Below are 26,814 nucleotides of genomic sequence, written 5' to 3' on the forward strand. Positions count from 1 at the left end.
TGCTTGCGGGTCAGTCCGCCAGCGCACGTGCCCATCGCGCCGCTGGCCCTCTCCCCTCCCTATGGCCTAGACTGCATCATTGCGTCAGTTCCCCAAGGCCCTTGCATGACCGACCCTCGCTATCAGATCGACGTCAGCGTCGTGACCCGTTACCTCAAAGAACAATCCGACCCCGAGAGCAGCCGTTTCGCTTTCGCCTATACCATCACCATCCATAACCATGGCTCGCTCAAAGCCAGGCTGCTGTCCCGGCACTGGCTGATCACCAACGGTGATGGTGAGGTCGAAGAGGTGCAAGGCTCTGGCGTGGTTGGTCAACAACCTACGATCGAGCCGGGCCAGAGCCACACCTACAGCAGTGGCGCCGTCATCACCACCCGCGTGGGAACCATGCAGGGGAGCTACGAGATGTTCGCCGAAGACGGCAAGCGCTTCGACGCACAGATCGCGCCGTTCCGCCTGGCAGTACCTGGGGCGCTGCACTGATGGCCACGTACGCCGTCGGTGACTTGCAAGGTTGCCTGCAGCCGCTCAAATGCCTGCTTGAACGTGTGCGCTTCGACCCGGCGGTGGATAAGCTGTGGCTGGTTGGCGACCTGGTGAACCGTGGGCCTGAGTCGCTTGAGACGCTGCGCTACCTGTATTCGATTCGCCAATCGCTGACCTGCGTGCTGGGCAACCATGATCTGCACTTGCTTGCGGCCTGGCGCAACGTCGAACGCCTCAAGAAGAGCGACACGCTGCGTGAAATCATCGAGGCACCTGACGCCGACCAGCTGCTCGACTGGCTGCGCCAGCAAAAGCTGCTGCATTACGATGAACCGCGCGGCATCGCCTTGGTACACGCGGGCATTCCGCCGCAATGGACACTGGGCAAAGCCCTGGAGCTGGCTGGCGAAGTCGAAGAAGTACTGCGCGATGACAGCCGTCTGCCGCTGTACCTGGACGGCATGTATGGCAACGAGCCCGCCAAGTGGAGCAAGAACTTGGCGGGTGTCGAACGCCTGCGGGTCATTACCAATTACCTGACGCGCATGCGCTTCTGCACCGCAGAAGGCAAACTCGAATTCAAGAGCAAGGAAGGGCTGGACAGCGCACCCAAAGGGTACAAGCCCTGGTTCGCCCACAAAGGCCGGCGTTCTCGCCACGTGAAGATCATATTCGGGCATTGGGCCGCCTTGCAGGGCCAGGTCAAGGAACCCGGCGTCATCGCGCTGGACACTGGCTGCGTATGGGGCGGGTCCATGACCTTGTACAACGTCGATAACGGCCAGTACCACCATTGCGATTGTGCCGATGACGGCACACTGCGCCCTGCGGCGCCAACTTCAACCCTCAACGATCAACCCGGAACAGAGCCAACCCCATGAGCGAATTCAAGCGCATCCCCCCCGAACAGGCCCTGGCCCTGCGTGCGCAAGGTGCCGTCGTGGTCGACATTCGTGACCCGCAGGCTTACGCAGCAGGTCACATCACCGGTGCCCGCCACCTGGACAACCATTCGGTCGCCGACTTCATTCGCAATGCCGACCTGGACGCACCGACGCTGGTCGTCTGCTACCACGGCAATTCGAGCCAAAGCGCGGCCGCCTACCTGGTAGGGCAAGGCTTTTCCGACGTCTACAGCGTCGATGGTGGCTTTGAGCTGTGGCGCTCCACCTACCCTGCCGAAACCGCCCAAGGCACTGAAGAATAAATTTTTCATCGTCACTGCAGCCCGCGTCATGTGCGGGCTTGAGACCGTTCTGACGAACGGTCGCTGGCAACTTCCGTCACCCACGCCCTTGACCTTGCCGATTACCAACTATCCTTAAGCGCAGGCCATCCGGAAAAAGGGGAGAGCCGGTACACCGGCGTGCGGGTCATCGGTAGCGCTATAGGGTGTTTGGGGGGTATATGGCAATCGGCAGTGCCGCTTGCATGCCAGCATCAGCTGACTGATCCGGCGTCGTCTCAACGTATCGAGCGAGGTGACGTCATGAGTATTTTTAGCCACTTCCAACAACGCTTCGAGTCCACGCGCCAGGAAGAACTCTCGCTGCAGGAGTACCTGGAACTGTGCAAGGAGGATCGTAGCGCCTACGCATCGGCATCCGAGCGCCTGTTGCTGGCCATCGGTGAGCCAGAGCTGATCGACACCTCTACCAACTCCAGGCTGTCGCGCATCTTTTCCAACAAGGTCATCCGGCGCTACCCGGCCTTTGCCGACTTCCATGGCATGGAAGAGTGCATCGACCAGATCGTGTCGTACTTCCGCCATGCCGCCCAAGGCCTGGAAGAGAAGAAACAGATTCTGTACCTGCTCGGCCCCGTGGGTGGCGGCAAATCCTCCCTGGCCGAAAAGCTCAAGCAACTCATGGAACGGGTGCCTTTCTACGCCATCAAGGGGTCGCCGGTCTTCGAATCACCGCTAGGGTTGTTCAACGCCACTGAAGACGGGGCCATTCTCGAGGAAGAGTACGGCATCTCGCGGCGCTACCTGAACACCATCATGTCGCCGTGGGCCACCAAGCGCTTGCAGGAATTCGGCGGCGATATCAGCAAGTTCAAGGTGGTCAAGCTCTATCCGTCCATCCTCAACCAGATTGCCATCGCCAAGACCGAGCCTGGCGACGAGAACAACCAGGACATCTCTGCGCTCGTGGGCAAGGTGGATATCCGCAAGCTCGAAGAATTCCCGCAGAACGACGCCGACGCCTACAGCTATTCAGGCGCGCTTTGCCGCGCCAACCAGGGCCTGATGGAATTCGTCGAGATGTTCAAGGCGCCCATCAAGGTGCTCCACCCACTGCTGACCGCCACCCAGGAAGGCAACTACAACAGTACGGAAGGTTTGGGCGCCATCCCCTATTCCGGGATCCTGCTGGCGCACTCCAACGAATCCGAATGGCACACCTTCCGTAACAACAAGAACAACGAAGCCTTCATCGACCGTATCTACATCGTGAAGGTACCGTACTGCCTGCGGGTCAGCGACGAGATCCGTATCTACGACAAGTTGTTGGTCAACAGTTCGCTGTCCAAGGCCCACTGTGCCCCGGACACGTTGAAAATGCTGGCTCAGTTCACCGTCCTTTCGCGCCTCAAGGAGCCTGACAACTCCAACATCTATTCGAAGATGCGGGTGTATGACGGTGAAAACCTCAAGGACACCGATCCCAAAGCCAAGTCCATCCAGGAATACCGCGACTCGGCCGGCGTCGATGAAGGCATGAACGGCCTGTCGACCCGCTTCGCCTTCAAGATCCTGTCTAAGGTGTTCAACTTCGACCCCCATGAGGTGGCGGCCAACCCGGTGCACCTGCTGTACGTGCTTGAACAGCAGATCGAGCAGGAACAATTCCCGGCCGAGGTACGCGAACGCTACCTGCGCTACCTGAAAGAATACCTCGCCCCCCGGTACATCGAGTTCATCGGCAAGGAAATCCAGACGGCTTATCTGGAGTCCTACAGCGAGTACGGCCAGAACATCTTCGACCGTTATGTGCTGTATGCCGACTTCTGGATCCAGGACCAGGAATACCGCGACCCGGAAACCGGCGAGATTCTCAACCGCATCGCCCTGAACGAAGAGCTGGAGAAGATCGAGAAACCGGCGGGTATCAGCAACCCCAAAGATTTCCGCAACGAGATCGTCAACTTCGTACTGCGCGCCCGTGCCAACAACAATGGCAAGAACCCAAGCTGGCTCAGCTACGAGAAGCTGCGGGTGGTGATCGAGAAGAAAATGTTCTCCAACACCGAAGACTTGCTGCCCGTCATCAGCTTCAACGCAAAGGCCAGCAAAGAGGATCAACAGAAACACAACGACTTCGTCACGCGCATGGTGGAGCGTGGCTACACCGACAAGCAGGTGCGTCTGCTGTCGGAATGGTACCTGCGGGTCAGGAAATCGCAATAAAGCGGCAAGCGACAAGCCGCAGGCTTCACGCTGGCCGGCGCCGGGCACCCGTTCGGCGCCAGTGCCCGCAGCTGCGGCGGCTGCTCTTTCTTGCAGCTTGAAGCTTATGGCTTGCAGCTGCTCCCCGCAGGAGGAACCATGAGCTACGTTATCGACCGACGCCTGAATGGCAAGAACAAGAGCACGGTCAACCGCCAGCGCTTTTTGCGCAGGTACCGTGATCACATCAAGAAGGCCGTTGAAGAAGCGGTGAGTCGCCGTTCCATCACGGATATGGAGCACGGCGAACAGATCAGCATCCCTGGCCGTGATATCGACGAGCCGGTGCTGCACCATGGCCGTGGCGGCAAGCAGACCGTCGTACACCCGGGTAACAAGGAATTCACCGCCGGCGAGCATATTCCCCGTCCGCAGGGTGGTGGTGGCGGCAGTGGCCGTGGCAAGGCCGGCAACGCCGGTGACGGCATGGACGACTTCGTTTTCCAGATCACCCAGGAGGAGTTCCTCGAGTTCATGTTCGAGGACCTGGAATTGCCAAACCTGGTCAAGCGTCACCTGACGGGTGCAGATACCTTCAAGAACGTGCGCGCAGGTATCGCAAGCGAGGGTAACCCGTCACGCATCAATATCGTACGTACACTGCGCTCGGCCCATGCCCGGCGGATCGCATTGACCGGCAGCAGCCGTGCCCTGCTTCGCGAAGCCCAGAAAGAACTTGCCCGCCTGCGCGTCGAGGAGCCTGACAACTTCACCGACATCCAGGAAATCGAGCAGGAGATCGAGCGGTTGAAGGCGCGTATCAACCGTCTGCCCTTCCTCGACACCTTCGACCTCAAGTACAACTTGCTGGTGAAACAACCGAACCCCAGTTCAAAGGCCGTCATGTTCTGCCTGATGGACGTCTCGGGTTCGATGACCCAGGCCACCAAGGACATTGCCAAGCGCTTCTTCATCCTGCTGTATCTGTTCCTCAAGCGTAACTACGACCGGATCGAAGTCGTGTTCATACGGCACCATACCAGCGCGCGCGAAGTGGATGAGGAGGAGTTCTTCTACAGTCGCGAAACCGGCGGCACCATCGTTTCCAGTGCCTTGAAGCTGATGCAGGAAATCATGGCCGAACGCTACCCGGCCAGTGACTGGAACATCTACGCGGCCCAGGCCTCGGACGGCGACAACTGGAACGACGACTCACCCATCTGCCGCGACATCCTCACCCGGCAGATCATGCCGCACGTTCAGTACTACACTTACGTGGAAATCACCCCACGTGAACATCAGGCGCTCTGGTACGAGTACGAACGTATCGGCGATGCCTTCCCCGACACGTTCGCGCAGCAGCAATTGGTATCGGCCGGCGATATCTACCCGGTCTTCCGTGAACTCTTCCAGCGCAGGTTAGCCACATGACCGCCAGAGCACAGAGACGCCAGCCCATCTCCACCGGCTCAGAGTGGACGTTCGACCTGATCCGGACCTACGACCGGGAAATCGGCCGCCTGGCCGAACGTTACGCCCTGGACACCTACCCCAACCAGATCGAGGTGATCACCGCCGAGCAGATGATGGATGCCTACGCCTCGGTCGGCATGCCGCTGGGTTATCACCACTGGTCCTACGGCAAACAGTTCCTCAGTACCGAGAAATCCTACAGCCGCGGGCAAATGGGGCTTGCCTACGAAATCGTCATCAACTCCGACCCCTGCATCGCCTACCTCATGGAAGAGAACACCATGTGCATGCAGGCCCTGGTGATCGCTCATGCCTGCTACGGGCACAACAGTTTCTTCAAGGGCAATTACCTGTTCCGCACCTGGACCGATGCCAGCTCCATCATCGATTACCTGGTGTTTGCCAAGCAGTACATCGCCCAGTGCGAGGAACGTCACGGGATCGATGCGGTGGAAGACCTCATCGACTCTTGCCACGCTCTGATGAACTACGGGGTGGACCGCTACAAGCGTCCCTACCCCATTTCCGCCGAGGAAGAACGTCGCCGCCAGAAGGACCGGGAGGAGCACCTCCAACGGCAGATCAACGACCTGTGGCGCACCATTCCCAAGAGTGCCGACAAGGCCAGTGAGCGGGACGACATGCGTTTCCCCGCCGAACCCCAGGAAAACATCCTCTACTTCATCGAGAAGAACGCGCCACTGCTCGAACCCTGGCAGCGCGAGGTGGTGCGTATCGTGCGCAAGATCGCCCAGTATTTCTATCCGCAGCGCCAGACACAGGTGATGAACGAGGGCTGGGCGACCTTCTGGCACTACACGCTGATGAACGATCTGTATGACGAGGGGCTGATCACCGAAGGCTTCATGATGGAGTTCCTTCAGTCCCATACCAGCGTGGTCTTCCAGCCAGGTTTCGATAGCCCCTATTACAACGGTATCAATCCATACGCACTGGGCTTTGCCATGTACACCGACATTCGGCGCATATGCGAGGCACCCACGGAGGAAGATCGCCATTGGTTCCCCGACATTGCCGGCAGCGACTGGCTTTCGACCCTCAAGTTCGCCATGAGCAGCTTCAAGGACGAGAGTTTCATCCTTCAGTACCTGTCGCCCAAGGTGATGCGTGATCTGAAACTGTTCAGCATCCTGGACGATGACCAGCGGGACGAGCTTTACGTGCCTGCCATACACGATGATGCGGGTTATCGCACCATCCGCGAACAACTGGCTGCCCAATACAACCTCGGCAATCGCGAGCCGAACGTGCAGATATGGAGTGTTGATCGTCGCGGAGATCGCTCACTGACGCTTCGTCACCAGCAACACAACCGCAAGCCCTTGGGGAGTTCGACCGAAGAGGTGCTCAAACACCTGCATCGGTTGTGGGGGTTCGATATTCACCTGGAGACCGTGCAAGGCGACCAGGTGATGAAAACCCATCATATGCCGCCCCGTGGCGAGCACGGCGAAGGCTCCGACTACGGACGCCTGGACATGGCGGTCATTCACCACCTGTGATGCGCCCCCTGGCGGCCGGCAGGTTATGCTGTCGGCAATCAGGGGGAGTTACCTATGCACATTTACAAAGTGGGGGGCGCTGTACGCGACCGTCTACTCGGGCGCCCGGTCAGTGATATCGACTGGCTTGTGGTAGGCGCCACGGTTGAAGACATGCTTGCCGAAGGATTTCGCCCGGTAGGCGCCGACTTTCCGGTGTTCCTGCACCCCAAGACCGGTGAGGAATATGCGCTGGCCCGCACCGAGCGCAAGAGCGGCAGGGGCTACGGTGGGTTTACCTTTCACGCAAGCCCGGACGTCACACTGGAGCAAGACCTGATACGCCGCGACTTGACCATCAACGCGATGGCCGAGGACGCGTGCGGTACGCTCTACGATCCTTACCAGGGCAAGGCCGATCTCGATCGACGCCTGCTTCGCCACGTTTCTCCGGCGTTCGCCGAAGATCCTCTGCGTGTATTGCGCGTGGCCCGTTTTGCTGCGCGCTATGCGCCCTTGGGTTTCAAGGTGGCCAACGACACGCTGGGGTTGATGCAGCACATCAGCGCGTCGGGTGAGTTGCTGGCGTTGACGGCAGAACGCACCTGGAAGGAAATCGAGCGGGCATTGATGGAAGCGCACCCCCAGGTATTCTTCGAAGTCCTGCGAGCGTGCAATGCCCTGCAAGTGCTGCTGCCGGAACTGGAGCCTCACCCCCAGACCCTGGCCTCACTGGAACAGGCAGCCAAGCTTCAGCTTGCTTTGCGCATACGCTGGGCCTGTCTGCTGCATCCTTTGCCCACCGCGTCGATCAAAGCGCTCAATCAGCGCCTGAAAACCCCGCGAGAATGCCAGGAGCTGTCGATGCTGACCAGCCAGTGCCTGGAGCAGGCCAATCAGGCCTTTGAGCTGCCTGCCCAGGCGCTGCTGGATCTGTTGCAAACATTCGACGTTTACCGCAGACCGCAACGTTTCGAGGACTTTCTAGCAGCGTGCAGGGCGATCGCGCAGGGCAACGGGCGGACAGACTACCGGCAGGCAGACTACTTGCAAGGGGCTATGGCCGCTGCCCGGGCCGTGGATGTGAAGCCGCTGGTTCAGGATGGTCTCACTGGCCAGGCATTGGGTGAGGCCTTGAAAAATGAGCGCCTGCAGGCGCTCGATGCCTACAAGGGCAGCTAGCGACGATGCCGCGCAGCTCGCTCGACCTGCGCGGCAACCCCAGCAGCAGATGGCTGACATACCGGGACTTGCATCCGACAGTACGAGCCTCCATCAGCCAGGCGTCAGTTGCAACCCACGCCACTCGAAGGCGACTGGCGCCAGCACCTGATCGATCTGCGCCTCTTGCCATACCTGCGCCATGGTCTTGCCTACACCCGGGTGCACCAGTTCAGGCGCCAGCAGCGACAACGGCCACAGCACGAAGGCATTTTTCAGAATCTCGGCCCGGGGCAGCACCAACCCGTCGAAAGTGCCATGCAGGTCGTCATACATCAGCACGTCGATATCCAGGGGTAGGCCGAGTCGATCAGGGGCATACCGGCCATTGTCGGCCTCGATGAATTTCAGCCGCCGGTCCAGTTCGATCAACGGCAACGTCGTCTGCCCGGTCACCACGAAATTGATGAACGGCCCGCTCTTGATGCCCACCGCCTGGCTTTCGAAGGCTGGCGAGCAGCGCATGTCGGTCAGGATGGCGGCCAGCGCATCGAGGCCGGCACACAGGTGGGTGTGCCGATCGACGTTGCTGCCAAGGCCTAGGTATACCGTGCTCAGAGACATCCGCGCTCGATCTCCACGCCAACACCACCACGCGCTGCCGGCACTGCGCCCGGCTTGGTGAGCTTCAGGCGTACCCAAGGAATGCCGAACTCGTCCATCAACACGGCAACGAGGCGCTCGGCGAAGGTTTCGACCAACTCGAAGCGTGCCTGCTCGGCGAACCCCTGGATACGCGTCGAAACGCTCGCGTAATCGAGCGCCAGGGCGAGGTCGTCGCCCGCGGCCGCAGGCCTGTTGTCCCAGGCAAAGCTCAGGTCAAGCCGCAGGCACTGGCGAATATCCCGCTCCCAGTCATAGGCACCAATCACGGTATCGACTTCCAGGCCTTCGATGAACACTCTGTCCAAGCACTTCTCTCCACAGCACGACAAGGGCGACTGGCGCCGTTAGAATCAGGGCGTCCTCGCCCGGAATAGTTAGCATGTTTTGGTTACTGGCGCTGCTCGCCTACCTGCTCGGCTCGCTGTCCTTCGCCATTGTCCTGAGCCGCCTTGCAGGCAGCCCGGACCCGCGTTGCAGTGGTTCGGGCAATGCCGGCGCGACCAACATGCTGCGCCTGGCAGGGCGCAAGATGGCGATCCTGACCCTGCTTGGCGACCTGTGCAAGGGGCTGTTGCCGGTAATGCTCGCCCGCCTTGCCGGGCTGGACCTGCACGCGCAGGCCTGGATCGGTATCTGCGCAGTGCTGGGCCACCTGTTCCCCGTGTACTTTCGCTTTCGCGGTGGCAAGGGCGTCGCGACCGCGGCCGGCATGCTGGTCGGCCTGTACCTGCCTGCCGCATTGCTGGCCATCGTTGCCTGGCTGCTGACCCTGTACCTCACCCGGACCAGTTCCCTGGCTGCGCTGATCGCAACACCGCTGACCCTGCCATTGCTGGCCTGGCGCCAGCCCGAGGCCCTGCTGCCGATGACAGTACTGACCGTCCTGATCGTATGGCGCCATCGCAGTAACCTGCGTGACCTGTTTGCAGGCCGCGAGCGGCACTTCTGAGCCCTACAGGGGCGGCAGCTGCTCCATCGGCCAGCGCGCCTGCACACTGATCGCCAGGTCCTGCTGCTGCCCCACCAGCAGTCGCTGGCAGCCGGCATAGGCGATCATGGCTCCGTTGTCGGTGCAGAACTGCGGACGGGCGTAATAGACATTGCCCTTGAGGTTGCCAAGCATGTCTTCCAGCGAAGCGCGCAGGGCCTTGTTGGCGCTGACACCCCCGGCGATGACCAACCGCTTGAGGCCCGTCTGCTTGAGCGCCCGCTTGCACTTGATGGTCAGAGTCTCTACCACCGCCTGCTGGAACGCCAGGGACACGTCGCAACGGGTTTGTTCGTTGTCGTCGCCAGCCTCCCGGCACTGCTGCCAGGTATTGAGGGCAAAGGTTTTCAAGCCACTGAAACTCATTGCCAGGCCTGGCCGATCGGTCATCGGTCGTGGGAACACGAACCGGCCCGGCGTGCCGCGCTCGGCAAGCCGGGCAATTTCCGGCCCACCGGGGTAGTTCAGCCCAATGAGCTTGGCGGTCTTGTCGAACGCCTCGCCGGCCGCATCGTCCAGGCTCTCGCCGAGCAACTCGTATTGACCGATGCCATCGACGCGCACCAGCTGGGTATGACCGCCGGAAACCAACAAGGCGACGAACGGAAACGCCGGCGGGTTTTCTTCCAGCATGGGCGCCAGCAGGTGGCCCTCCATGTGGTGTACACCGATGGCCGGGATATCCCAGGCAAAGGCCAGGGCCTGGGCGCAGGAGGCACCGACCAGGAGTGCGCCGACCAGCCCGGGGCCTGCGGTATAGGCGATGGCGTCGATTTCGGTGGCCACGCAGCCCGCTTCGTCCAGCACCTGGCGGATCAGCGGCAGCATGCGCTTGACGTGATCGCGCGATGCGAGCTCGGGCACCACGCCGCCGAATACGCGGTGCAGGTCGATCTGACTGAACAGCGCATCGGCCAGCAGGCCCCGCTCACTGTCGTATAATGCGACGCCGGTTTCGTCGCAGGATGTTTCCAATCCCAGTACTAGCATGGGCTCGTCCCTTGTGGGGGCTGAATTCGAAGGCGCGCATGATAGTCCCCGTGCAAGGTGCCGGCCAGCGGTTTTCGATCAGAGGCTTTGCATTCCGGCTTGCTAAGGGTTAACATCCGCAACCCTTGAAAACCGACGTTCTCCAGCACACCTTTGTTTTGCCAGGAGCGCGTCTACCCCGGTAATGAATTAAGGTAGCCCTGGATGCCAGCCGTCAAAGTTAAAGAGAACGAACCCTTCGACGTAGCTCTGCGTCGTTTCAAGCGCTCCTGCGAAAAAGCCGGTGTACTGGCTGAAGTTCGTAGCCGCGAGTTTTACGAGAAGCCGACCGCAGAGCGTAAGCGTAAGGCAGCTGCCGCTGTCAAACGTCACGCCAAGAAAGTTCAGCGCGAACAGCGCCGCGCCGTTCGTCTGTACTAATACAGACGTTCATCGCAAAGCTTCTGCCCTGCCCGGTTAACCGCCGGGCGATGGCAGTGGTCGTTTCAAACTTGAGCAACTTGCTCAAGGCTCCATGCACCTGTTCAAGCACCGTGCATGCGGGCAACCTGCCTGAAACGTCAGAACTGGTCATTGTGCTGTAGGCCAGGCGTGCACGTCCGACTGACGGGCCTTATGGGCCGGCGACGAGCACTTATTCCCCGCATAGCTTCAAGCATCACCCGCTGCATTCGGCGCGTGAGCGATTAGACTTGCCAGTTGCCAGATTGACGAGACTGCCATGGCCGGGCTGATTCCCCAGAGTTTCATTGACGACCTCATCAACCGCCTCGACATCGTCGACGTGGTCAGCTCCCGTGTCCAACTGAAAAAAACCGGCAAGAATTATTCTGCCTGCTGCCCGTTCCACAAGGAAAAGACCCCGTCCTTCACCGTGAGCCCCGACAAGCAGTTCTATTACTGCTTTGGTTGCGGCGCCGGTGGCAATGCCCTTGGCTTCGTCATGGACCACGACAACCTGGATTTTCCCCAGGCCGTCGAGGAACTGGCACGCGCGGCAGGCATGGAAGTCCCGCGCGAGCAAGGCCGGCGCGACCAGAAACCGCGCCAGCCGACCGATTCCCCGTTGTATCCGCTGCTGGACGCCGCCTCGGAGTTCTACCGCCAGGCCCTGCGCAGTCATCCGACCCGCAAGGCGGCGGTGGAATACCTCAAGGGCCGCGGCTTATCCGGCGAAGTGGCGCGGGATTTTGGCCTGGGTTTCGCGCCGCCGGGCTGGGACAACCTGCTCAAGCACCTGGGTGCCGACACGCTGCAGCAGAAGGTCATGATCGATGCCGGCCTGCTGATCGAGAATGCCGAAACCGGTAAACGCTATGACCGCTTCCGCGATCGGGTGATGTTCCCGATTCGTGACAGCCGTGGCCGTATCATCGCCTTCGGCGGCAGGGTGCTAGGCGACGACAAGCCCAAGTACCTGAACTCCCCTGAAACGCCCGTGTTCCACAAGGGCCAGGAGCTGTACGGGCTGTATGAGGCCCGCAAGCACAACCGCAACCTCGACGAAATCATCGTGGTCGAGGGCTACATGGACGTGATTGCCCTGGCCCAGCAGGGCTTGCGCAACGCCGTGGCCACCCTGGGCACTGCCACCAGCGAAGAGCACCTCAAGCGCCTGTTTCGCGTGGTCCCGAGCGTGCTGTTCTGCTTCGACGGCGACCAGGCCGGGCGCAAGGCGGCCTGGCGGGCGCTGGAGTCCGCCCTGTCGAACTTGCAGGACGGCCGGCGCGCGCGCTTTCTGTTCCTGCCCGAAGGCGAAGACCCGGACAGCCTGGTCCGCGCCGAAGGCACCGACGCCTTCATGGCCCGCATCAATCAGCACGCCCAACCGCTGGCCGATTACTTTTTCGAGCAGTTGAGCATCGAGGCAGACCCTCGCTCGCTCGAAGGCAAGGCGCACATGGCGACCCTGGCTGCACCGTTGATCGAAAAAATTCCGGGTGCCAACCTGCGTCAGCTGATGCGCAACCGCCTGCGGGACATCACCGGGCTCGATCCGCAGCAGGTCGAGCAACTGGCCCAGCAGGCCCCCGCGGCGCCCAGCGCAGACTACGATCCAGGCTATGACTACGATGCCATGGTCAGCTACACGCCTGATTACGGCGACATGCCGCAGCCCGATTATGCTGGCGCCCATCAGGAACAAGCCTGGACGCCAAAAAAGGCCGGCGGCAAGAAACCCTGGAGCGACAAACCCTGGGACAAGCATCGCAAGGGCGGCAAGCCGTGGCAGCGTGACGAGCCCCCGCCCCGCGTGCCGGCACCGGTCGAACCGCCTACGCTGGCGGCGCTGCGTACGCTGCTGCACCATCCGCTGTTGGCCGGCAAGGTGGAGGACGCCAGCCATTTTGCCGACGAAGAACAGCTCTACAGCCAACTGCTGGTGGCATTGATCGAAGCTGCACAGAAAAATCCTGGGCTAAGCTCAATGCAGCTGATCGCACGCTGGCATGGCACCGAACAAGGTCGCCTGCTGCGGGCCTTGGCGGAGAAGGAATGGTTGATCGTGGCCGACAACCTTGAACAACAGTTTTTCGACACCATTACTAGCTTGTCCGCTCGCCAACGTGAGCGAAGCCTGGAACAACTGCTCAGGAAATCCCGTCAAAGCGAATTGACCAGCGAGGAAAAAACCCAGCTTCTCGCCTTGTTGAGCCGGAATGTTCCCGCACAAAACCCGACCTCATCTGGCGCGTGAGGTCCATGCTCGGGTATAATCCTCGGCTTGTTTTTTGCCCGCCAAGACCTTCAGTGGATAGGGTGTTATGTCCGGAAAAGCGCAACAGCAGTCTCGTATCAAAGAGTTGATCACCCGCGGTCGTGAGCAGGGCTACCTGACTTACGCGGAGGTCAACGACCACCTGCCTGAGGATATTTCAGATCCTGAACAGGTGGAAGACATCATCCGCATGATCAACGACATGGGGATCAACGTATTCGAGAGTGCTCCGGATGCGGATGCCCTTCTGTTGGCGGAAGCCGACACCGACGAAGCCGCGGCCGAAGAAGCCGCTGCTGCGTTGGCGGCAGTTGAGACCGATATCGGCCGCACGACCGACCCGGTACGCATGTACATGCGTGAAATGGGTACGGTCGAGCTGCTGACCCGTGAAGGCGAGATCGAAATCGCCAAGCGGATCGAGGAAGGCATTCGTGAAGTCATGGGCGCCATCGCCCACTTCCCGGGCACTGTCGATTACATTCTCGGCGAGTACGACCGCGTCACCACCGAAGGTGGCCGTCTGTCGGACGTCCTCAGTGGTTACATCGATCCCGATGACAACATCGCAGCACCGACAGAGGAAGTGCCGATTCCAGGCGCCAAGACTGCCGCTGCGAAGGAAGAGTCCGAGGACGAAGAAGAAGAGTCCGACAGCGACGACGAAGAAGAGACCGAAAGCGGTCCGGACCCTGTCGTTGCGGCCCAACGCTTCGGCGCGGTATCCGATCAGCTTCAGGCCACCAACAAGGTCCTGAAGAAGAACGGCCGTGATCACAAGGAAAGCATTGCTGCCCTGCAGGCACTGGCCGATCTGTTCATGCCGATCAAGCTGGTACCCAAGCAGTTCGAAGTGCTGGTCGAGCGCGTTCGCGGCGCACTGAGCCGCCTGCGTCAGCAAGAGCGCGCCATCATGCAGCTGTGCGTGCGTGATGCCCGCATGCCGCGTGCCGACTTCCTGCGCATGTTCCCGAGCAACGAAACCGACCAGACCTGGAGCGGTGACCTTGCCAAGCGCAACACCAAATGGGCTGCGGCCTTGGGTGAAAAGGACGCAGCTATCGTTGCGTGCCAGCAGAAACTGATCGACCTTGAGACCGAAACCGGCCTGACCGTTTCCGAAATCAAGGAAATCAACCGTCGCATGTCGATTGGCGAAGCCAAGGCTCGCCGCGCCAAGAAAGAAATGGTCGAGGCGAACCTGCGTCTGGTGATCTCCATCGCCAAGAAGTACACCAACCGTGGCTTGCAGTTCCTGGACCTGATCCAGGAAGGCAACATCGGCTTGATGAAGGCTGTGGACAAGTTCGAATACCGTCGCGGTTACAAGTTCTCGACCTATGCCACCTGGTGGATTCGTCAGGCGATCACTCGCTCCATCGCCGACCAGGCACGCACCATTCGTATTCCGGTGCACATGATCGAAACGATCAACAAGCTCAACCGCATTTCCCGGCAGATGCTGCAGGAAATGGGTCGTGAGCCGACCCCGGAAGAGTTGGGCGAGCGCATGGAAATGCCTGAGGACAAGATCCGCAAGGTATTGAAGATCGCCAAAGAGCCGATCTCCATGGAAACCCCGATCGGTGACGATGAAGATTCGCACCTGGGTGACTTCATCGAGGACTCGACCATGCAGTCCCCGATCGACGTGGCCACGGTCGAGAGCCTCAAGGAAGCGACCCGCGATGTCCTGTCGGGCCTCACGGCACGTGAAGCCAAGGTCCTGCGCATGCGCTTCGGCATCGACATGAACACCGATCACACCCTTGAAGAAGTGGGTAAGCAGTTCGACGTGACCCGCGAGCGGATCCGTCAGATCGAGGCGAAGGCGCTGCGCAAGCTGCGTCACCCGACTCGAAGCGAGCACCTGCGCTCCTTCCTCGACGAGTGATGACTAACCCCGGCCCAGGCCGGGGTTTTTTCTAGGCTTCGCACACCACTGGCCATCCGTCTCCAAGGCCCTGTTAAGCCTGAAAAAACCTCCCTGACACCCATCCCAGAGGTGATTGGCCGTCTACACTCGACTCAGACCATTTGAATGCGAGAGGCCGCTATGCCCCTGATGCCGGCAATCCTGCTGGTGACCCTGAGCCTGTGGACCACGACGGGCGTTGCGCAAGTGCAACAGCCAAGTTCGGTCGCCGAGTACGTCGCCGTGGCGATGCCCAGCCCAACCACGGCGCAACCCGACTCCCCGCAAGCCTCCGCACAGCACGGCACTGCCCGCATGTTCTGGTCCGATCTGGTGGTGTACGGCGTACCCACCGTATTGTTGCTGGTACTGGTGCTGGCCACGGTCATGCGTATCAACCGGCGCCTGAGCTCCGAAATCTCCCGGCGCATCGCACTGGAACAGGAGCTGCGCAGCAGCGAGTACCATTACCGTGGTCTGGTCGAGAGCCTTTCAGCCATCGCCTGGGAAGCGGACGTGAACGATTTCACGTACAGCTATGTATCGCCCCATGCCGAAGCTTTGCTCGGTTACCCCCTGAGCAATTGGCTAAAGCCCGGTTTCTGGCGCAGCATCGTGCACCCTGACGATGCGTTATGGGCCCAGGCCTACTGCGAAAGCGAAACTGCCGCCGGGCGCGACCACAGCCTGGATTACCGGGTGATTCGTGCCGATGGCCAAGCGTTGTGGGTGCGCAACATCGTCAGCATGATCAAGCATGGTCACCAGCCCGTCATGCGCGGCCTGATGATCGACATCAGTGAAACCAAGCGCACCGAAGATGCGCTGCGTCTGTCCGAGCAGAAGTTTGCCTCGGTGTTCCAGCAGTGCCCGGACATCTTGCTGATCGCCCGCCACAGCGACGGCTGCTTGCTGGAGGTCAACGAAGCGTTCGAGGAGCAGATAGGCCTGACGCCTGGCCAGGTCATCGGCCGGACGGCGACCGAGCTCAATCTATGGGCAGTCGAGGGTTCAGGCCCTCGCTTGCTGGAGCGCCTGCACCTGGGCGGCATCCGCAACCTGGAAATGAGCTTCAGGCGCAGCAACGGCCAGGTGTTTACAGGGCTTACGTCTGCTGAAACCTTCGAACTCGACGGCACACCTGCGCTGGTGGTCGCCGTACGGGACATCAGCCAGCTCAAGGAAACCCAGCAACAACTGCAGATTTCCGAAGAAAAGTTCGCCAAGGCGTTTCATGCCTCACCAGACGGCCTGTTGCTGTCCCGTCAGCACGATGGCTTGCTGCTGGAGGTCAACGACGGGTTTTGCCGCCTGACCGGCTACGCCCTGCACCCGACTCTGGACCAGACGTCGCTGGACCTTGGCATCTGGGTAGACCTCAATGAACGCAAGCGTCTGCTCGACCAGCTCAACCGAGAAGGCTTCGTACGCGACTTCACCTGCCATATCCGCCGTAGCGACGGGCAGATTCGCCTGTGCGAATTGTCTGCGCGCCCGCTGCCAATCGCCGGCACCGACTGTATGTTGACCATCGCCCGGGACATTACCGAGCGCCACCTGATGCAGGAAAAACTGCAACTGGCCGCCACAGTGTTCGAAAACACGGCCGAGGGCGTGCTGATCACCGACATCGACCAGCGCATCAGTGCGGTGAACCGTGCCTTCAGCGAGATCACCGGCTACAGCGAGATCGAAGCGCTGGGCCAGACCCCCCGCCTGCTCGCCTCGGGCCAGCATGACAGCGCCTTCTACGCTGCCCTGTGGCATCAACTGACCGATGAAGGGCACTGGCAGGGCGAGATCTACAACAAACGCAAGAACGGCGAGCTGTACCCTAGCTGGCTGACCATCAGTGCCGTGCGCAATGCCGAGCGCGAGATCACGCACTTCGTGGCAGTGTTCGCCGACATCTCCAGCATCAAGCACGCACAAGCCGAGCTGGACTACCAGGCACATCACGACCCCCTTACTGGCCTGCCCAACCGTACCCTGTTCGAAAATCGGCTCCAGGCCGTGCTGACCTGTGGACAACTGTCCAATCGCCAAGGCGCCGTGCTGTTTCTGGACCTGGACCGCTTCAAGCACATCAACGACAGCCTCGGCCATCCGGTAGGCGACCTGCTGCTCAAGGGCATCGCACAGCGCCTCAAAGAGCAGGTGCGCGACGTGGACACCGTGGCGCGCCTGGGGGGCGACGAATTCATCATCCTGCTGCCTGGCCTGCACAAGCCCAGTGACGCGAGCACCATCGCCAACAAGCTGCTGGCGTGTTTCAACGCCCCCTTCCAGGCCGGCGAGCATGAGTTCTTCACCAGCGCCAGCATCGGCATAAGCCTCTACCCACACGACGGCAGCGATGTCGCCACGCTCATCCGCAACGCCGATGCCGCCATGTACCGCTCCAAGGCCAAGGGGCGCAACCGAGTGGAAGTCTATACCCGCGACCTTACCGCCCAGGCCAGTGAGCGTGTTGCCCTGGAGCACGAACTGCGCCGGGCCATCGAACGCAACGAGATGAGCCTGTGCTTCCAGCCCAAGCTCAGCCTGCAAACCCAGACCCTGGTCGGTGCCGAAGCCTTGATCCGCTGGAGCCACCCGACATTTGGCGAAGTGCCACCGGAGCATTTCATCCACCTGGCAGAGGAAAACGGCACCATCCTGCAACTGGGCGATTGGGTACTGGAACAGGCCTGCCGCCAGATGCAAGCCTGGAAACAGCGTTACGAACCCTTTGGCCCGCTGTCGATCAACCTGGCCGGCGCGCAGCTTCGCCAACCCAACCTGGCACGGCGCATCGAGGCACTGCTCAAGCAACACCAACTCAAGGCCGGCGATCTACAGCTGGAGATCACCGAGAACTTCATCATGAGCCAGGCCGAAGAAGCCCTCGCGGTTCTGCACCAGTTGAAGAAACTGGGCGTGCAACTGGCGATCGACGATTTTGGCACCGGTTATTCGTCGTTGAGCTACCTCAAGCGGCTGCCGCTGGACATCCTCAAGATCGACAAATCCTTCATCCGCGGCCTGCCCGACGACCCCCACGATGCCGCTATCGCCCGCGCCATCATCGCGCTGGGCCGCAGCATGCAGCTGACCATCATTGCCGAAGGCGTCGAGAACCAGGCCCAGCAGCGATTTCTGGCTACCGAAGGCTGCGAGCAGATCCAGGGCTACATCGTCAGCCTGCCCTTGCTGCCAGAGGAATTCGCTGCGCAATTTCTTCGTATAGCACTAACGGATCTTTCGGATGGCACAGGTGCGAAACCCTCGTTATAATCGCGCCTCCTACTGAGGGCCTATAGCTCAGTTGGTTAGAGCAGAGGACTCATAATCCTTTGGTCCACGGTTCGAGTCCGTGTGGGCCCACCATACCCAAAGCCGCGCACTGCGCGGCTTTCGGCTTTCTGGGTCGGCGGCGCTAGCGGCAAGGTCACCGTGGCTCAGGCCAGCAACCGGTCGATCAACGCCTGCTCGTAATCGTTGAGCGGTTGATCCTCGTAGAGCTTGTCGGAGGCCGCGACCAGCGCCTGGCCCTCGACCTCACGCCCACTGTCACCATAGACATGCCCAAGGTTCTCCAGCGACTGCAGGTTGCCGTGCTCTGAGAAGGAAATCAGGTACCAGCGCTCGGCCGCCTCGAGCTCGCCCAGTCGGTGATAGGCCACAGCCAGGTTGTGCTGGGCGTAGACGTGGTCGGACTCCAAGGCCTGCAACAACGCCTGCTTGGCCTGTTGATAGTCTTCGAGCTGCAAGTAAAGAAGGCCAAGATTGTTGTAGCCGTCGACATTGCCCAACTCGGCCGCGCGCCGGTAGGCCTGCTCAGCCTGCGGATAACGCTCTGCATGCAGATGGACGTCACCCAGCAAGTTCAACGCCTCCGGATGATCGTGGCGCACAGCCTTGTTGAGGTGTTCGACGGCAGCATCGTGATCGCCATCCTGGTAGGCCATGCTGCCCAGGTAGAAGTGGCTACGGACACAGTCGTACTCGGTGGCTTTCTGGAAGTATTGGCGGGCGGTGTCGTGGTCACCCTCCTGGAAGGCCATGCTGCCAAGGTTGTAGTGGCTGCCCGGATAGTCGTGCTCGGCAGCCCTCTGGAAGTGTCGGCGGGCAACGTCGTGATCACCGTCTTGGTAGGCCATGATGCCCAGGTTGTAGTGGCTGCCGGGATAATCACGGTCGGCGGCCCTCTGGAAGTGTCGATGAGCATTGGCGCGATCATCACGTGCCAGGCTCACCGCGCCAACGCCATTCATCCAGCGCGGGTCGTCGGGACACGCCTTGGCAAGGTTCTCGAAGCACTGCTGCGCAGCGTCCAGATCCTGTGCTCGGAACGCCGCCCAGCCCTGGTCATTGAGCGCAGTCGCCTGCTCGGCACTGAGCGTTTTTTTATTCGTGAACCACATGGTGTTTCCTGCCTTGCGAGGGTCTGCCATGTTAAGGGCGTATAGAAAAGCCAACAAGGTAATGGCTCTGCTGGGCAGGTTCGAACCACCTTCTCCGAAGCCGCGCAACTGTGCGGCTTTTTTGCATTTCATATCACGTCATGGGCCCGATGCCCGTGTTGAAACCGCCCTTGAGGCCACTATGTTCCCCGCTATGCATTGGACAGTGAGCCGAATAGGCGGCATTATCGGCTCATTTAATGAGCCGAATAGGCTCCCTAATCGGCTCACGTGAACGTAACCTATGAATGACCCGCAATGGATCTGGCAGCAGCCCGGTTGGCCAGGGTTTACTTGGCAAACTGAAACACTCGCCCCACTGCTGCACGCCTGCAGTCAGGCGCAGGGCCGTCTGTTGGGGATGCTCGATGCCGCAGGGCACGACACTGAAGTGCAGAGCAGCCTGGATGCCATGCTGCAGAACATAATCACCTCTTCCGCCATCGAGGGCGAGCAACTGAATGTTGGTTCCGTGCGCTCATCGCTGGCGCAGCGCTTAGGGTTGAACGAGGAAAGCCAATCAGCCACACCGCGATCAGAAGGCCTGGCAGCATTGCTGCTCGATGCCACTCAGGGGTATGAACAAACGCTAGACACAGAACGGCTCTTCATTTGGCACCGCTGGTTGTTTCCAAGCGATGACCCGCTGATGTCAAGACCTCTGCATATCGGCACATTGCGCGGCCATGAGCCCATGCAGGTGGTTTCCGGTCGGCTCGACCGCCCGACGGTCCACTTCGAAGCACCTGCGCGAACTGGCCTGGAAACACAAGTGGCGGATTTTCTCGTCTGGTTCGAGTGCAGTCGCCGCGATGCCAGCCTGAACCCTTTCTTGCGTGCGGGTATCGCGCATCTTTGGTTCGTTACCCTGCACCCGTTCGATGACGGTAACGGCCGCCTTACCCGCGCCCTCACCGACTTGGCGTTGGCGCAAGGTGAACGACAAGCCATCCGTTTCTATGCGATGTCCGCGAGCATTCTCGACGACCGCGCCGGTTATTACCGCATCCTGGAAGCCAGTCAGAAAAGTGGACTGGACATCACCCGTTGGCTGTATTGGTTTCTGACCACCTTGCTCAACAGCCTGGAAAAGGCTCTCGTACGTATTGATCGAGTACTGGCAAAGGCGCGATTCTGGCAGGCGCACCGCGGCCAGGGGTTATCCGCAGAGCAGGTAAAAGTACTCAACCGTCTGCTCGACGATGGCGAGCGCGGCTTCGAGCAAGGTATCAGCGCAGCGCAGTACCAAGCCGTAGCGAAAGTTTCCAAAGCCACTGCTACTCGCCACCTCAGTGATCTTCTGGAAAAAGGCTGCATCGAACGCCTGCCCGGTGGCGGCCGCAGTACGCGTTACCAAATAGCCCAGTGAGCCTCAATGAACGTCTGAGCGCAGCGGGGCAATCCTCCTTGCCCCCACCCACACAGCCTAGCTAGGCTACCTCCCCCCTTTCGCTCGCCGAGCCACGCCATGCCAGACCCTCGCCCGTTCGCCCTGGATGAAATCGACCGCCAGCTGATCGCCCTGTTGCAGATCAATGCCCGCGAAAGCGTAGCCATGCTCGCGCGCCAGTTGGGCATCGCTCGCACCACGGTCAACTCACGGCTTGAGCGGTTGGAGAAGAACAAGGTGATTTCCGGTTATGGCGTGCGCTTGGGGCAGCAGGGGATGGGCGGTGGGCTACAAGCGTATGTGGGCATCAAGGTGCAGCCACGCTCGGGCAAAGAGGTCGTCAAACGACTAAGCACGATGGCCGCTGTGCGGCAGTTGTGCGCAGTGAGCGGCGAGTTCGACTACGTGGCCTGGCTGCACACGGAGTCACCGGAACAACTGGACCAGTTGCTGGACCGGATCGGCAACGTCGAGGGCGTCGAAAAAACCACCACGTCGATCATCCTCAGCAGCAAGGTGGATCGCGGTCAGGCGCTTTGAAACCCAGGCTCATGACGCCGAAATCGTCAAAGTGCTCACCTGACACGTCACTATGACCAACCCTGAGACATTTCGACCTCATTCTGCTTCTTAATAACGAAACGCCCCCTCTCTAAAATGACCGCCAGACGTCTCCTATACTCAGGCTCAGCACATCGCGCAGCCGCTCTGGCAAGGTCCTTCAATGAACAAGAACAACCGGCACCCTGACGACGGCAAGAAACCCATCACCATTTTCGGCCCGGATTTTCCATTCGCCTTCGATGACTGGCTGGAGCATCCGGCAGGCCTGGGCACGATTCCGGCGCAACGTCACGGCGAGGAAGTCGCGATCATCGGCGCCGGAATCGCCGGCTTGGTGGCCGCCTACGAGCTCATGAAACTGGGGCTCAAGCCAGTGGTGTACGAAGCCTCGAAACTGGGTGGCCGGCTGCGCTCGCAAGCCTTCAATGGCACCGATGGCATCGTCGCCGAGTTGGGTGGCATGCGCTTTCCGGTCTCGTCCACGGCGTTCTATCACTACGTGGACAAGCTAGGGTTGCAGACCAAGCCCTTCCCTAACCCGTTGAGCTCGGCCTCCAGCAGCACGGTGATCGACCTCGAAGGCCAGACCTACTACGCCGAAACCCCTGCCGATCTTCCCCAGTTGTTTCATGAAGTGGCCGACGCCTGGGCTGACGCGCTGGAAAGCGGTGCGCAATTCGCCGATATCCAGCAAGCGATCCGTGATCGCGATGTACCACGCCTCAAGGCGCTGTGGAACAAACTCGTACCGCTGTGGGACGACCGCACGTTCTACGACTTCGTCGCCACCTCGCGCTCGTTCGCCAAGCTCAGCTTCCTGCACCGCGAAGTGTTCGGCCAGGTAGGCTTCGGCACAGGCGGTTGGGACTCTGACTTCCCCAACTCGATGCTGGAAATCTTCCGGGTGGTCATGACCAACTGCGATGATCATCAGCATCTGATCGTGGGCGGCGTGGAGCAGGTACCGCAAGGTATCTGGCGTCATCGGCCCGAGCGCTGCGCCCATTGGCCCGAGGGCACCAGCTTGCGGTCCCTGCATGGCGGCGCACCCCGCACCGGGGTCAAGCGGATCCAGCGCGCTGCCGATGGCCGCCTGGCCGTCACCGACAACTGGGGTGATACCCGCCAGTACGGCGCCGTGCTCGCCACCTGCCAGACGTGGTTGCTGACCACCCAGATCGACTGCGAAGAATCGCTGTTCTCCCAGAAAATGTGGATGGCACTGGACCGCACCCGCTACATGCAGTCGTCGAAAACCTTCGTCATGGTCGACAGGCCGTTCTGGAAGGACAAGGACCCGGAAACCGGCCGCGACCTGCTGAGCATGACCCTGACCGACCGCCTGACCCGCGGCACGTACCTGTTCGATAACGGCGACGACAAGCCGGGGGTCATCTGCCTGTCCTATGCCTGGATGAGCGATGCCTTGAAAATGCTGCCACACCCGGTCGAGAAACGCGTGCAGCTGGCCTTGGACGCGCTGAAGAAGATCTATCCGAAGACCGACATCGCCGGCCACATCATTGGCGATCCGATCACGGTGTCGTGGGAAGCGGACCCATATTTCCTCGGCGCCTTCAAAGGCGCTCTGCCCGGTCATTACCGCTACAACCAACGCATGTATGCCCACTTCATGCAAAAGGACATGCCCGCCGAGCAGCGCGGCATCTTCATTGCCGGCGACGACGTGTCCTGGACGCCTGCCTGGGTGGAGGGCGCCGTGCAGACGTCGCTCAATGCGGTGTGGGGTATCATCAATCACTTCGGCGGGCATACCCACCCCGAGAATCCGGGGCCAGGCGATGTGTTCGACGAGATCGGCCCGATCGCGCTGGCCGACTGACCCAGGAGCTGTCATGCGCATAGCCTTGTTCCAAGCGCTGCCTGGCCCGCTGGATGTGCCCGGCAACCTGCAGCGGCTGCGCGACCAGGCGCAGTTGGCGGCCGGCCAGGGCGCGTCACTGTTGGTTTGCCCGGAAATGCTTCTGACCGGCTACAACATCGGCTCGGCCCAGGTGCAGCAACTGGCCGAAGCCTGCGATGGCCCGTCAGCGCAGCACATCATGCAGACAGCGCAGACCTACGGTATCGCCATCGCCTACGGTTACCCGGAACGCGACCCAAACGGTGCCGTTTTCAACAGCGCGCAACTGATCGCTGCCGATGGCCGCACCCTGGGCAACTACCGCAAGACGCATCTGTTCGGTGAGCTTGATCGCATGATGTTCACGCAGGGGCCGGATCATTTTCCGGTCGTCGAGCTGGACGGCTGGAAAGTCGGCCTGCTGATCTGCTACGACATCGAGTTCCCGGAAAATGCCCGTCGGCTGGCCTTGGCCGGCGCCGAGCTCATCCTGGTCCCGACGGCCAACATGAAGCCTTACGACTTCGTTTGCCAGGTGACGGTGCGGGCCCGGGCCCAGGAAAACCAGTGTTACCTGGTGTATGCCAACTACTGCGGCACGGAAGGCGCCATCGACTATTGCGGACAAAGCAGCATCGTCGGCCCGGATGGCGGCGTGTTGGGCATGGCAGGCCATGAAGAATGCCTGCTGCTGGCCGAGCTGGAACAGCAAGCCGTGGTGCAGGGCCGTCGAGCATTCCCCTACCTCACCGACCTGCGTCAGGCCTTGCACGGACGAACGCCTGGGCAGGATCACTGACAGCGCAGCGCTTGCAGGCTAGCATGGTCGGACCATACGGAGCCTCCATGCCTGACACCATCCGCCAGCTCACCCTTGCCAACGGCCTGCAGCTCACCCTGCGCCACGCCCCTCGTCTCAAGCGCGCCGCGGCGGCGCTCAGGGTGCACGCGGGCGGCCACGACGCCCCTGCCAAGTGGCCTGGGCTGGCGCATTTTCTCGAGCACCTGTTCTTTCTGGGGACAACGCGTTATCCCCTCGAAAATGGCCTGATGCGCTACGTGCAGGCGCTCGGCGGCCAGGTCAATGCAAGCACCCGCGAGCGGACGACGGACTTCTTCTTCGAAACCCCGCCCACAGCCTTGGCGGGCGGTTTGATGCGGCTGTGCCAGATGCTGGCCGAGCCGGGCCTGGCCATCGCCCGCCAACGCGACGAGCGCGAAGTGATCCACGCCGAATTCATCGCCTGGTCGCGCAGTCGTCAGGCCCAGGCGCATCATGCCTTGCTGCAGTCCGTCGCGCCGTGTCATCCGTTGCGCGCCTTCCAGGCCGGTAACCGTTACACCTTACCGCTGCAAGACCCCGCCTTCCAGCAAGCACTGAGGGAGTTTCACCGACGCTATTACCAGGGTGGCCAGATGGTGCTGGCGGTGAGCGGCCCTCAGTCCCTGGATGAACTGGAACAGTTGGCCGTGCCCCCCGCGCAACTGTTCGCCAGCGGCACGCGCGAGCTGCAGCGCCCTCCACCCCCATTGGGCACACGCTGCAACCCGCAACTGTTCGCTCATGACCAGATGCCGGCCGGCGCAGAGCATGCCCTAGCGCTGCTGATCAGTTGCCTGAACGACAGCCGGCCCGGTATGTGGCTCGCTGCCGCGCGCCAGCACTGCGGGTTGCAGGCCATCAAGGTTGAAACGCTCTACGCCTTCGCCGGGCAATTGCTCTGGCACATCGATCTGACGCCAGGCACCGGTGTGGCTGTTGGGCAGGCCATGGCCCTGCTTCACGGCTGGTTCGGATACATGCAGAACGCGGACTTGGCGCAGCTCAATCGAGAATTCGGGCGCTTGCAAAGGCGTCGTGAGCACAGCGCCAGCGCCATGGAGCTGGCACGCAGGGACAGCGCAGGGCTTCCCTTTACCGCGCTCGACACACAGGGCCAGCGCGCTTTTGCTGCGCTTCTGGCGAGCCTGCCCCATTCGGACCAGGGTCGCTGGCAGCTCCCTGTGAGCGAGCCGTTGCTGCACACACCGTTGCCTGAGACCGGTGAGTGGTCCTTACCCGGTGGACTGAGCATCAGCGGCGCCTTGCCTGCCACGCGTCAGCACGCAGCCCTGCTTGTGCGTTGGCAGGTACCCCTTGCTTTGAAGGAATCACTGCATGCCGTTCTGGATCAAGCCCTGGCCCCACTCAAAGCGCGCTGCGAACGCGCTTCGGTACAGCTGAGTTTCGCCAGGGCCGGCCAGGGATGGGCGCTGCGCTGCGCAGGCGTAGCTTCGGCCGTGGTCACCGCCATGGGGATTGCCCTGCCATTGTTGAAGGCCCCGCCGGCCGACTGCTGGGCTGACCGCGCGGTACCACCCAATGAGCCCATGCCCATCAGGGCACTGCTCGAGCAGTTGCCAAACGCCGTGGTAGGCCTCGACGTGCAGGCGGAGACCGTGTCACGGCAAAGCCAGGCCCAACTCGACAGGCTCTGGCAACAGGCCACCTGGCATGGGTTGGCTGTGGGTTTCGATACAGATACACAGCGGGCACTGGCAGCCGTCCTGCAAGGCCTGCCTGGCCATGGCCGCGCGCCTGTTCCCGTCCCACCGCCCGCCCGTCGTTGGCACACGGTGGACGGGTACGGCAGCGAGCATGCCCTGCTGTTGTTCTACCCTCTGCCAGCGGGCATGGAGGCAGCGGGCAGGCTGCTGGCTCACCTGCTTCAAGGCCCTGTCTATCAACGTTTGCGGGTCGAACTGCAACTGGGCTATGCGGTGTTCAGCGCCATGCGCCAGGTGGAGGGCGTGCACGGGCTGATGATCGGCGTGCAATCGCCCCACGCCAGCCCGGCCATGATCCTGGAACAGGTGGTCACCTTGTTGCGCGAGCGCGTCACGCTCGATCTTTCCTCGCAGCAACTGCTGGCCGATCAGTTCGATGAAGCGGTGATGAGCAACGCCGAGGTCGTGGAGTGGGCCTGGCAGACACACCTGGCTACACAACCCTGGACGCTGGATGGCGTACGCAGGGCTATCCTCAATGTGCGGCAGCATGATCTGGACAGGCTGCAGGACGCATTGCTCAATGGGCAGGCGCCCTGGATCTGTCTGGCCACCGCTGCCGCGCCACCTGACTTTCAGGCCAAGCAGCGCGAGATTATTGCACCTGGTGCAACGCTACTTTCCTGATACACAGTCTTCGGATGAACGGTTTTCTTGTAAGATAGCGCAACCCTGATTCAGGGAACCTCCTGCCTATGGCGGTACCCAAG

At 61.1% G+C, this 26,814-nt stretch carries 20 protein-coding genes, 1 tRNA gene and 1 pseudogene; 18 read left to right on the top strand and 4 right to left on the bottom strand.

Going from position 1 to position 26,814, the window contains the following annotated elements; translation table 11 throughout:
• Positions 1-105: 105 nt before the first annotated feature.
• The 7 genes from apaG to MOP87_RS18950 all read left to right on the top strand — a co-directional run bounded on the left by apaG (position 106) and on the right by MOP87_RS18950 (position 8,037).
• Positions 106-486 carry a Co2+/Mg2+ efflux protein ApaG gene (apaG, locus tag MOP87_RS18920; protein ID WP_023532682.1) on the top strand — a complete coding sequence of 127 codons (381 nt, stop codon included), beginning with the start codon at positions 106-108 and terminating at the stop codon, positions 484-486.
• Positions 486-1,370 carry a symmetrical bis(5'-nucleosyl)-tetraphosphatase gene (locus tag MOP87_RS18925; protein ID WP_028686620.1) on the top strand — a complete coding sequence of 295 codons (885 nt, stop codon included), beginning with the start codon at positions 486-488 and terminating at the stop codon, positions 1,368-1,370. The genes apaG and MOP87_RS18925 overlap by 1 nt, the downstream gene beginning before the upstream one ends.
• Positions 1,367-1,696 (top strand): thiosulfate sulfurtransferase GlpE, encoded by a 330-nt coding sequence (gene glpE / locus MOP87_RS18930; protein ID WP_023532468.1) that lies wholly within the window; start codon positions 1,367-1,369, stop codon positions 1,694-1,696. The genes MOP87_RS18925 and glpE overlap by 4 nt, the downstream gene beginning before the upstream one ends.
• Before the next feature lie 282 nt (positions 1,697-1,978).
• Entirely contained in the window at positions 1,979-3,901 is a 1,923-nt protein-coding gene (locus tag MOP87_RS18935; RefSeq protein ID WP_027913626.1) for a PrkA family serine protein kinase, read from the top strand.
• A 138-nt stretch (positions 3,902-4,039) separates the two neighbouring features.
• A complete protein-coding gene (locus tag MOP87_RS18940; protein ID WP_028686621.1) occupies positions 4,040-5,311 on the top strand; it encodes a YeaH/YhbH family protein in 1,272 nt (423 codons plus the stop codon).
• Positions 5,308-6,876, top strand: a complete 1,569-nt coding sequence (locus MOP87_RS18945) for a SpoVR family protein (protein WP_027913624.1) — start codon at positions 5,308-5,310, stop codon at positions 6,874-6,876. Before MOP87_RS18940 ends, MOP87_RS18945 begins: the two co-directional genes overlap by 4 nt.
• Before the next feature lie 54 nt (positions 6,877-6,930).
• Complete coding sequence (locus tag MOP87_RS18950; RefSeq protein WP_059183585.1) at positions 6,931-8,037, top strand: multifunctional CCA addition/repair protein; 1,107 nt, start codon at positions 6,931-6,933, stop codon at positions 8,035-8,037.
• 93 nt (positions 8,038-8,130) lie between these two features.
• On the opposite strand, the gene folK is transcribed toward MOP87_RS18950, so the two are convergent.
• Together folK and folB are read right to left on the bottom strand one after the other, a co-directional pair.
• Entirely contained in the window at positions 8,131-8,640 is a 510-nt protein-coding gene (gene folK / locus MOP87_RS18955) for a 2-amino-4-hydroxy-6-hydroxymethyldihydropteridine diphosphokinase (protein WP_027913622.1), read from the bottom strand.
• Entirely contained in the window at positions 8,631-8,987 is a 357-nt protein-coding gene (folB, locus tag MOP87_RS18960) for a dihydroneopterin aldolase (protein WP_027913621.1), read from the bottom strand. The genes folK and folB overlap by 10 nt, the downstream gene beginning before the upstream one ends.
• A gap of 74 nt (positions 8,988-9,061) precedes the next feature.
• Here folB and plsY point away from each other — a divergent pair, with 74 nt between their 5' ends.
• A complete protein-coding gene (gene plsY / locus MOP87_RS18965; RefSeq protein WP_027913620.1) occupies positions 9,062-9,631 on the top strand; it encodes a glycerol-3-phosphate 1-O-acyltransferase PlsY in 570 nt (189 codons plus the stop codon).
• 3 nt (positions 9,632-9,634) lie between these two features.
• Here plsY and tsaD read toward each other — a convergent pair whose 3' ends face one another.
• The gene (gene tsaD / locus MOP87_RS18970) at positions 9,635-10,660 is read right to left on the bottom strand and encodes a tRNA (adenosine(37)-N6)-threonylcarbamoyltransferase complex transferase subunit TsaD (RefSeq protein ID WP_027913619.1); all 1,026 of its coding nucleotides are present in this window, start codon (positions 10,658-10,660) and stop codon (positions 9,635-9,637) included.
• 204 nt (positions 10,661-10,864) lie between these two features.
• On the opposite strand from tsaD, the gene rpsU reads away from it, so the two are divergent.
• The 5 genes and pseudogenes from rpsU (at position 10,865) to MOP87_RS18995 (ending at position 18,663) form a co-directional block, all read left to right on the top strand.
• The gene (gene rpsU / locus MOP87_RS18975; protein WP_003255575.1) at positions 10,865-11,080 is read left to right on the top strand and encodes a 30S ribosomal protein S21; all 216 of its coding nucleotides are present in this window, start codon (positions 10,865-10,867) and stop codon (positions 11,078-11,080) included.
• A gap of 301 nt (positions 11,081-11,381) precedes the next feature.
• Entirely contained in the window at positions 11,382-13,358 is a 1,977-nt protein-coding gene (gene dnaG / locus MOP87_RS18980) for a DNA primase (RefSeq protein WP_027913618.1), read from the top strand.
• A 67-nt stretch (positions 13,359-13,425) separates the two neighbouring features.
• Positions 13,426-15,273, top strand: coding sequence for an RNA polymerase sigma factor RpoD (gene rpoD, locus MOP87_RS18985; RefSeq protein ID WP_027913617.1), 1,848 nt, complete (start codon positions 13,426-13,428; stop codon positions 15,271-15,273).
• Between the two features lie 339 nt (positions 15,274-15,612).
• Positions 15,613-18,570, top strand: a pseudogene (locus tag MOP87_RS18990) (EAL domain-containing protein); the annotation flags it as partial.
• A 16-nt stretch (positions 18,571-18,586) separates the two neighbouring features.
• A tRNA-Ile gene (locus tag MOP87_RS18995) sits at positions 18,587-18,663 on the top strand.
• 71 nt (positions 18,664-18,734) lie between these two features.
• Here MOP87_RS18995 and MOP87_RS19000 read toward each other — a convergent pair.
• Positions 18,735-19,700, bottom strand: coding sequence for a tetratricopeptide repeat protein (locus MOP87_RS19000; protein WP_027913615.1), 966 nt, complete (start codon positions 19,698-19,700; stop codon positions 18,735-18,737).
• Between the two features lie 283 nt (positions 19,701-19,983).
• Here MOP87_RS19000 and MOP87_RS19005 point away from each other — a divergent pair, with 283 nt between their 5' ends.
• From MOP87_RS19005 to pqqF, 5 genes are all read left to right on the top strand, one after another.
• On the top strand, positions 19,984-21,108 hold the full coding sequence (locus tag MOP87_RS19005) for a Fic family protein (RefSeq protein ID WP_242809895.1): 1,125 nt from the start codon (positions 19,984-19,986) through the stop codon (positions 21,106-21,108).
• 99 nt (positions 21,109-21,207) lie between these two features.
• A complete protein-coding gene (locus MOP87_RS19010; RefSeq protein ID WP_242809896.1) occupies positions 21,208-21,669 on the top strand; it encodes an Lrp/AsnC family transcriptional regulator in 462 nt (153 codons plus the stop codon).
• Between the two features lie 184 nt (positions 21,670-21,853).
• Complete coding sequence (locus tag MOP87_RS19015; RefSeq protein WP_027913612.1) at positions 21,854-23,536, top strand: NAD(P)/FAD-dependent oxidoreductase; 1,683 nt, start codon at positions 21,854-21,856, stop codon at positions 23,534-23,536.
• Positions 23,537-23,549: 13 nt separating this feature from the next.
• Positions 23,550-24,356, top strand: coding sequence for a carbon-nitrogen hydrolase family protein (locus tag MOP87_RS19020; RefSeq protein WP_242809897.1), 807 nt, complete (start codon positions 23,550-23,552; stop codon positions 24,354-24,356).
• 47 nt (positions 24,357-24,403) lie between these two features.
• A complete protein-coding gene (gene pqqF, locus MOP87_RS19025) occupies positions 24,404-26,731 on the top strand; it encodes a pyrroloquinoline quinone biosynthesis protein PqqF (protein ID WP_242809898.1) in 2,328 nt (775 codons plus the stop codon).
• Positions 26,732-26,814: the final 83 nt, after the last annotated feature.

It is taken from the genome of Pseudomonas sp. I3-I5, from assembly GCF_022699445.1.
Taxonomy (GTDB): domain Bacteria; phylum Pseudomonadota; class Gammaproteobacteria; order Pseudomonadales; family Pseudomonadaceae; genus Aquipseudomonas; species Aquipseudomonas fulva.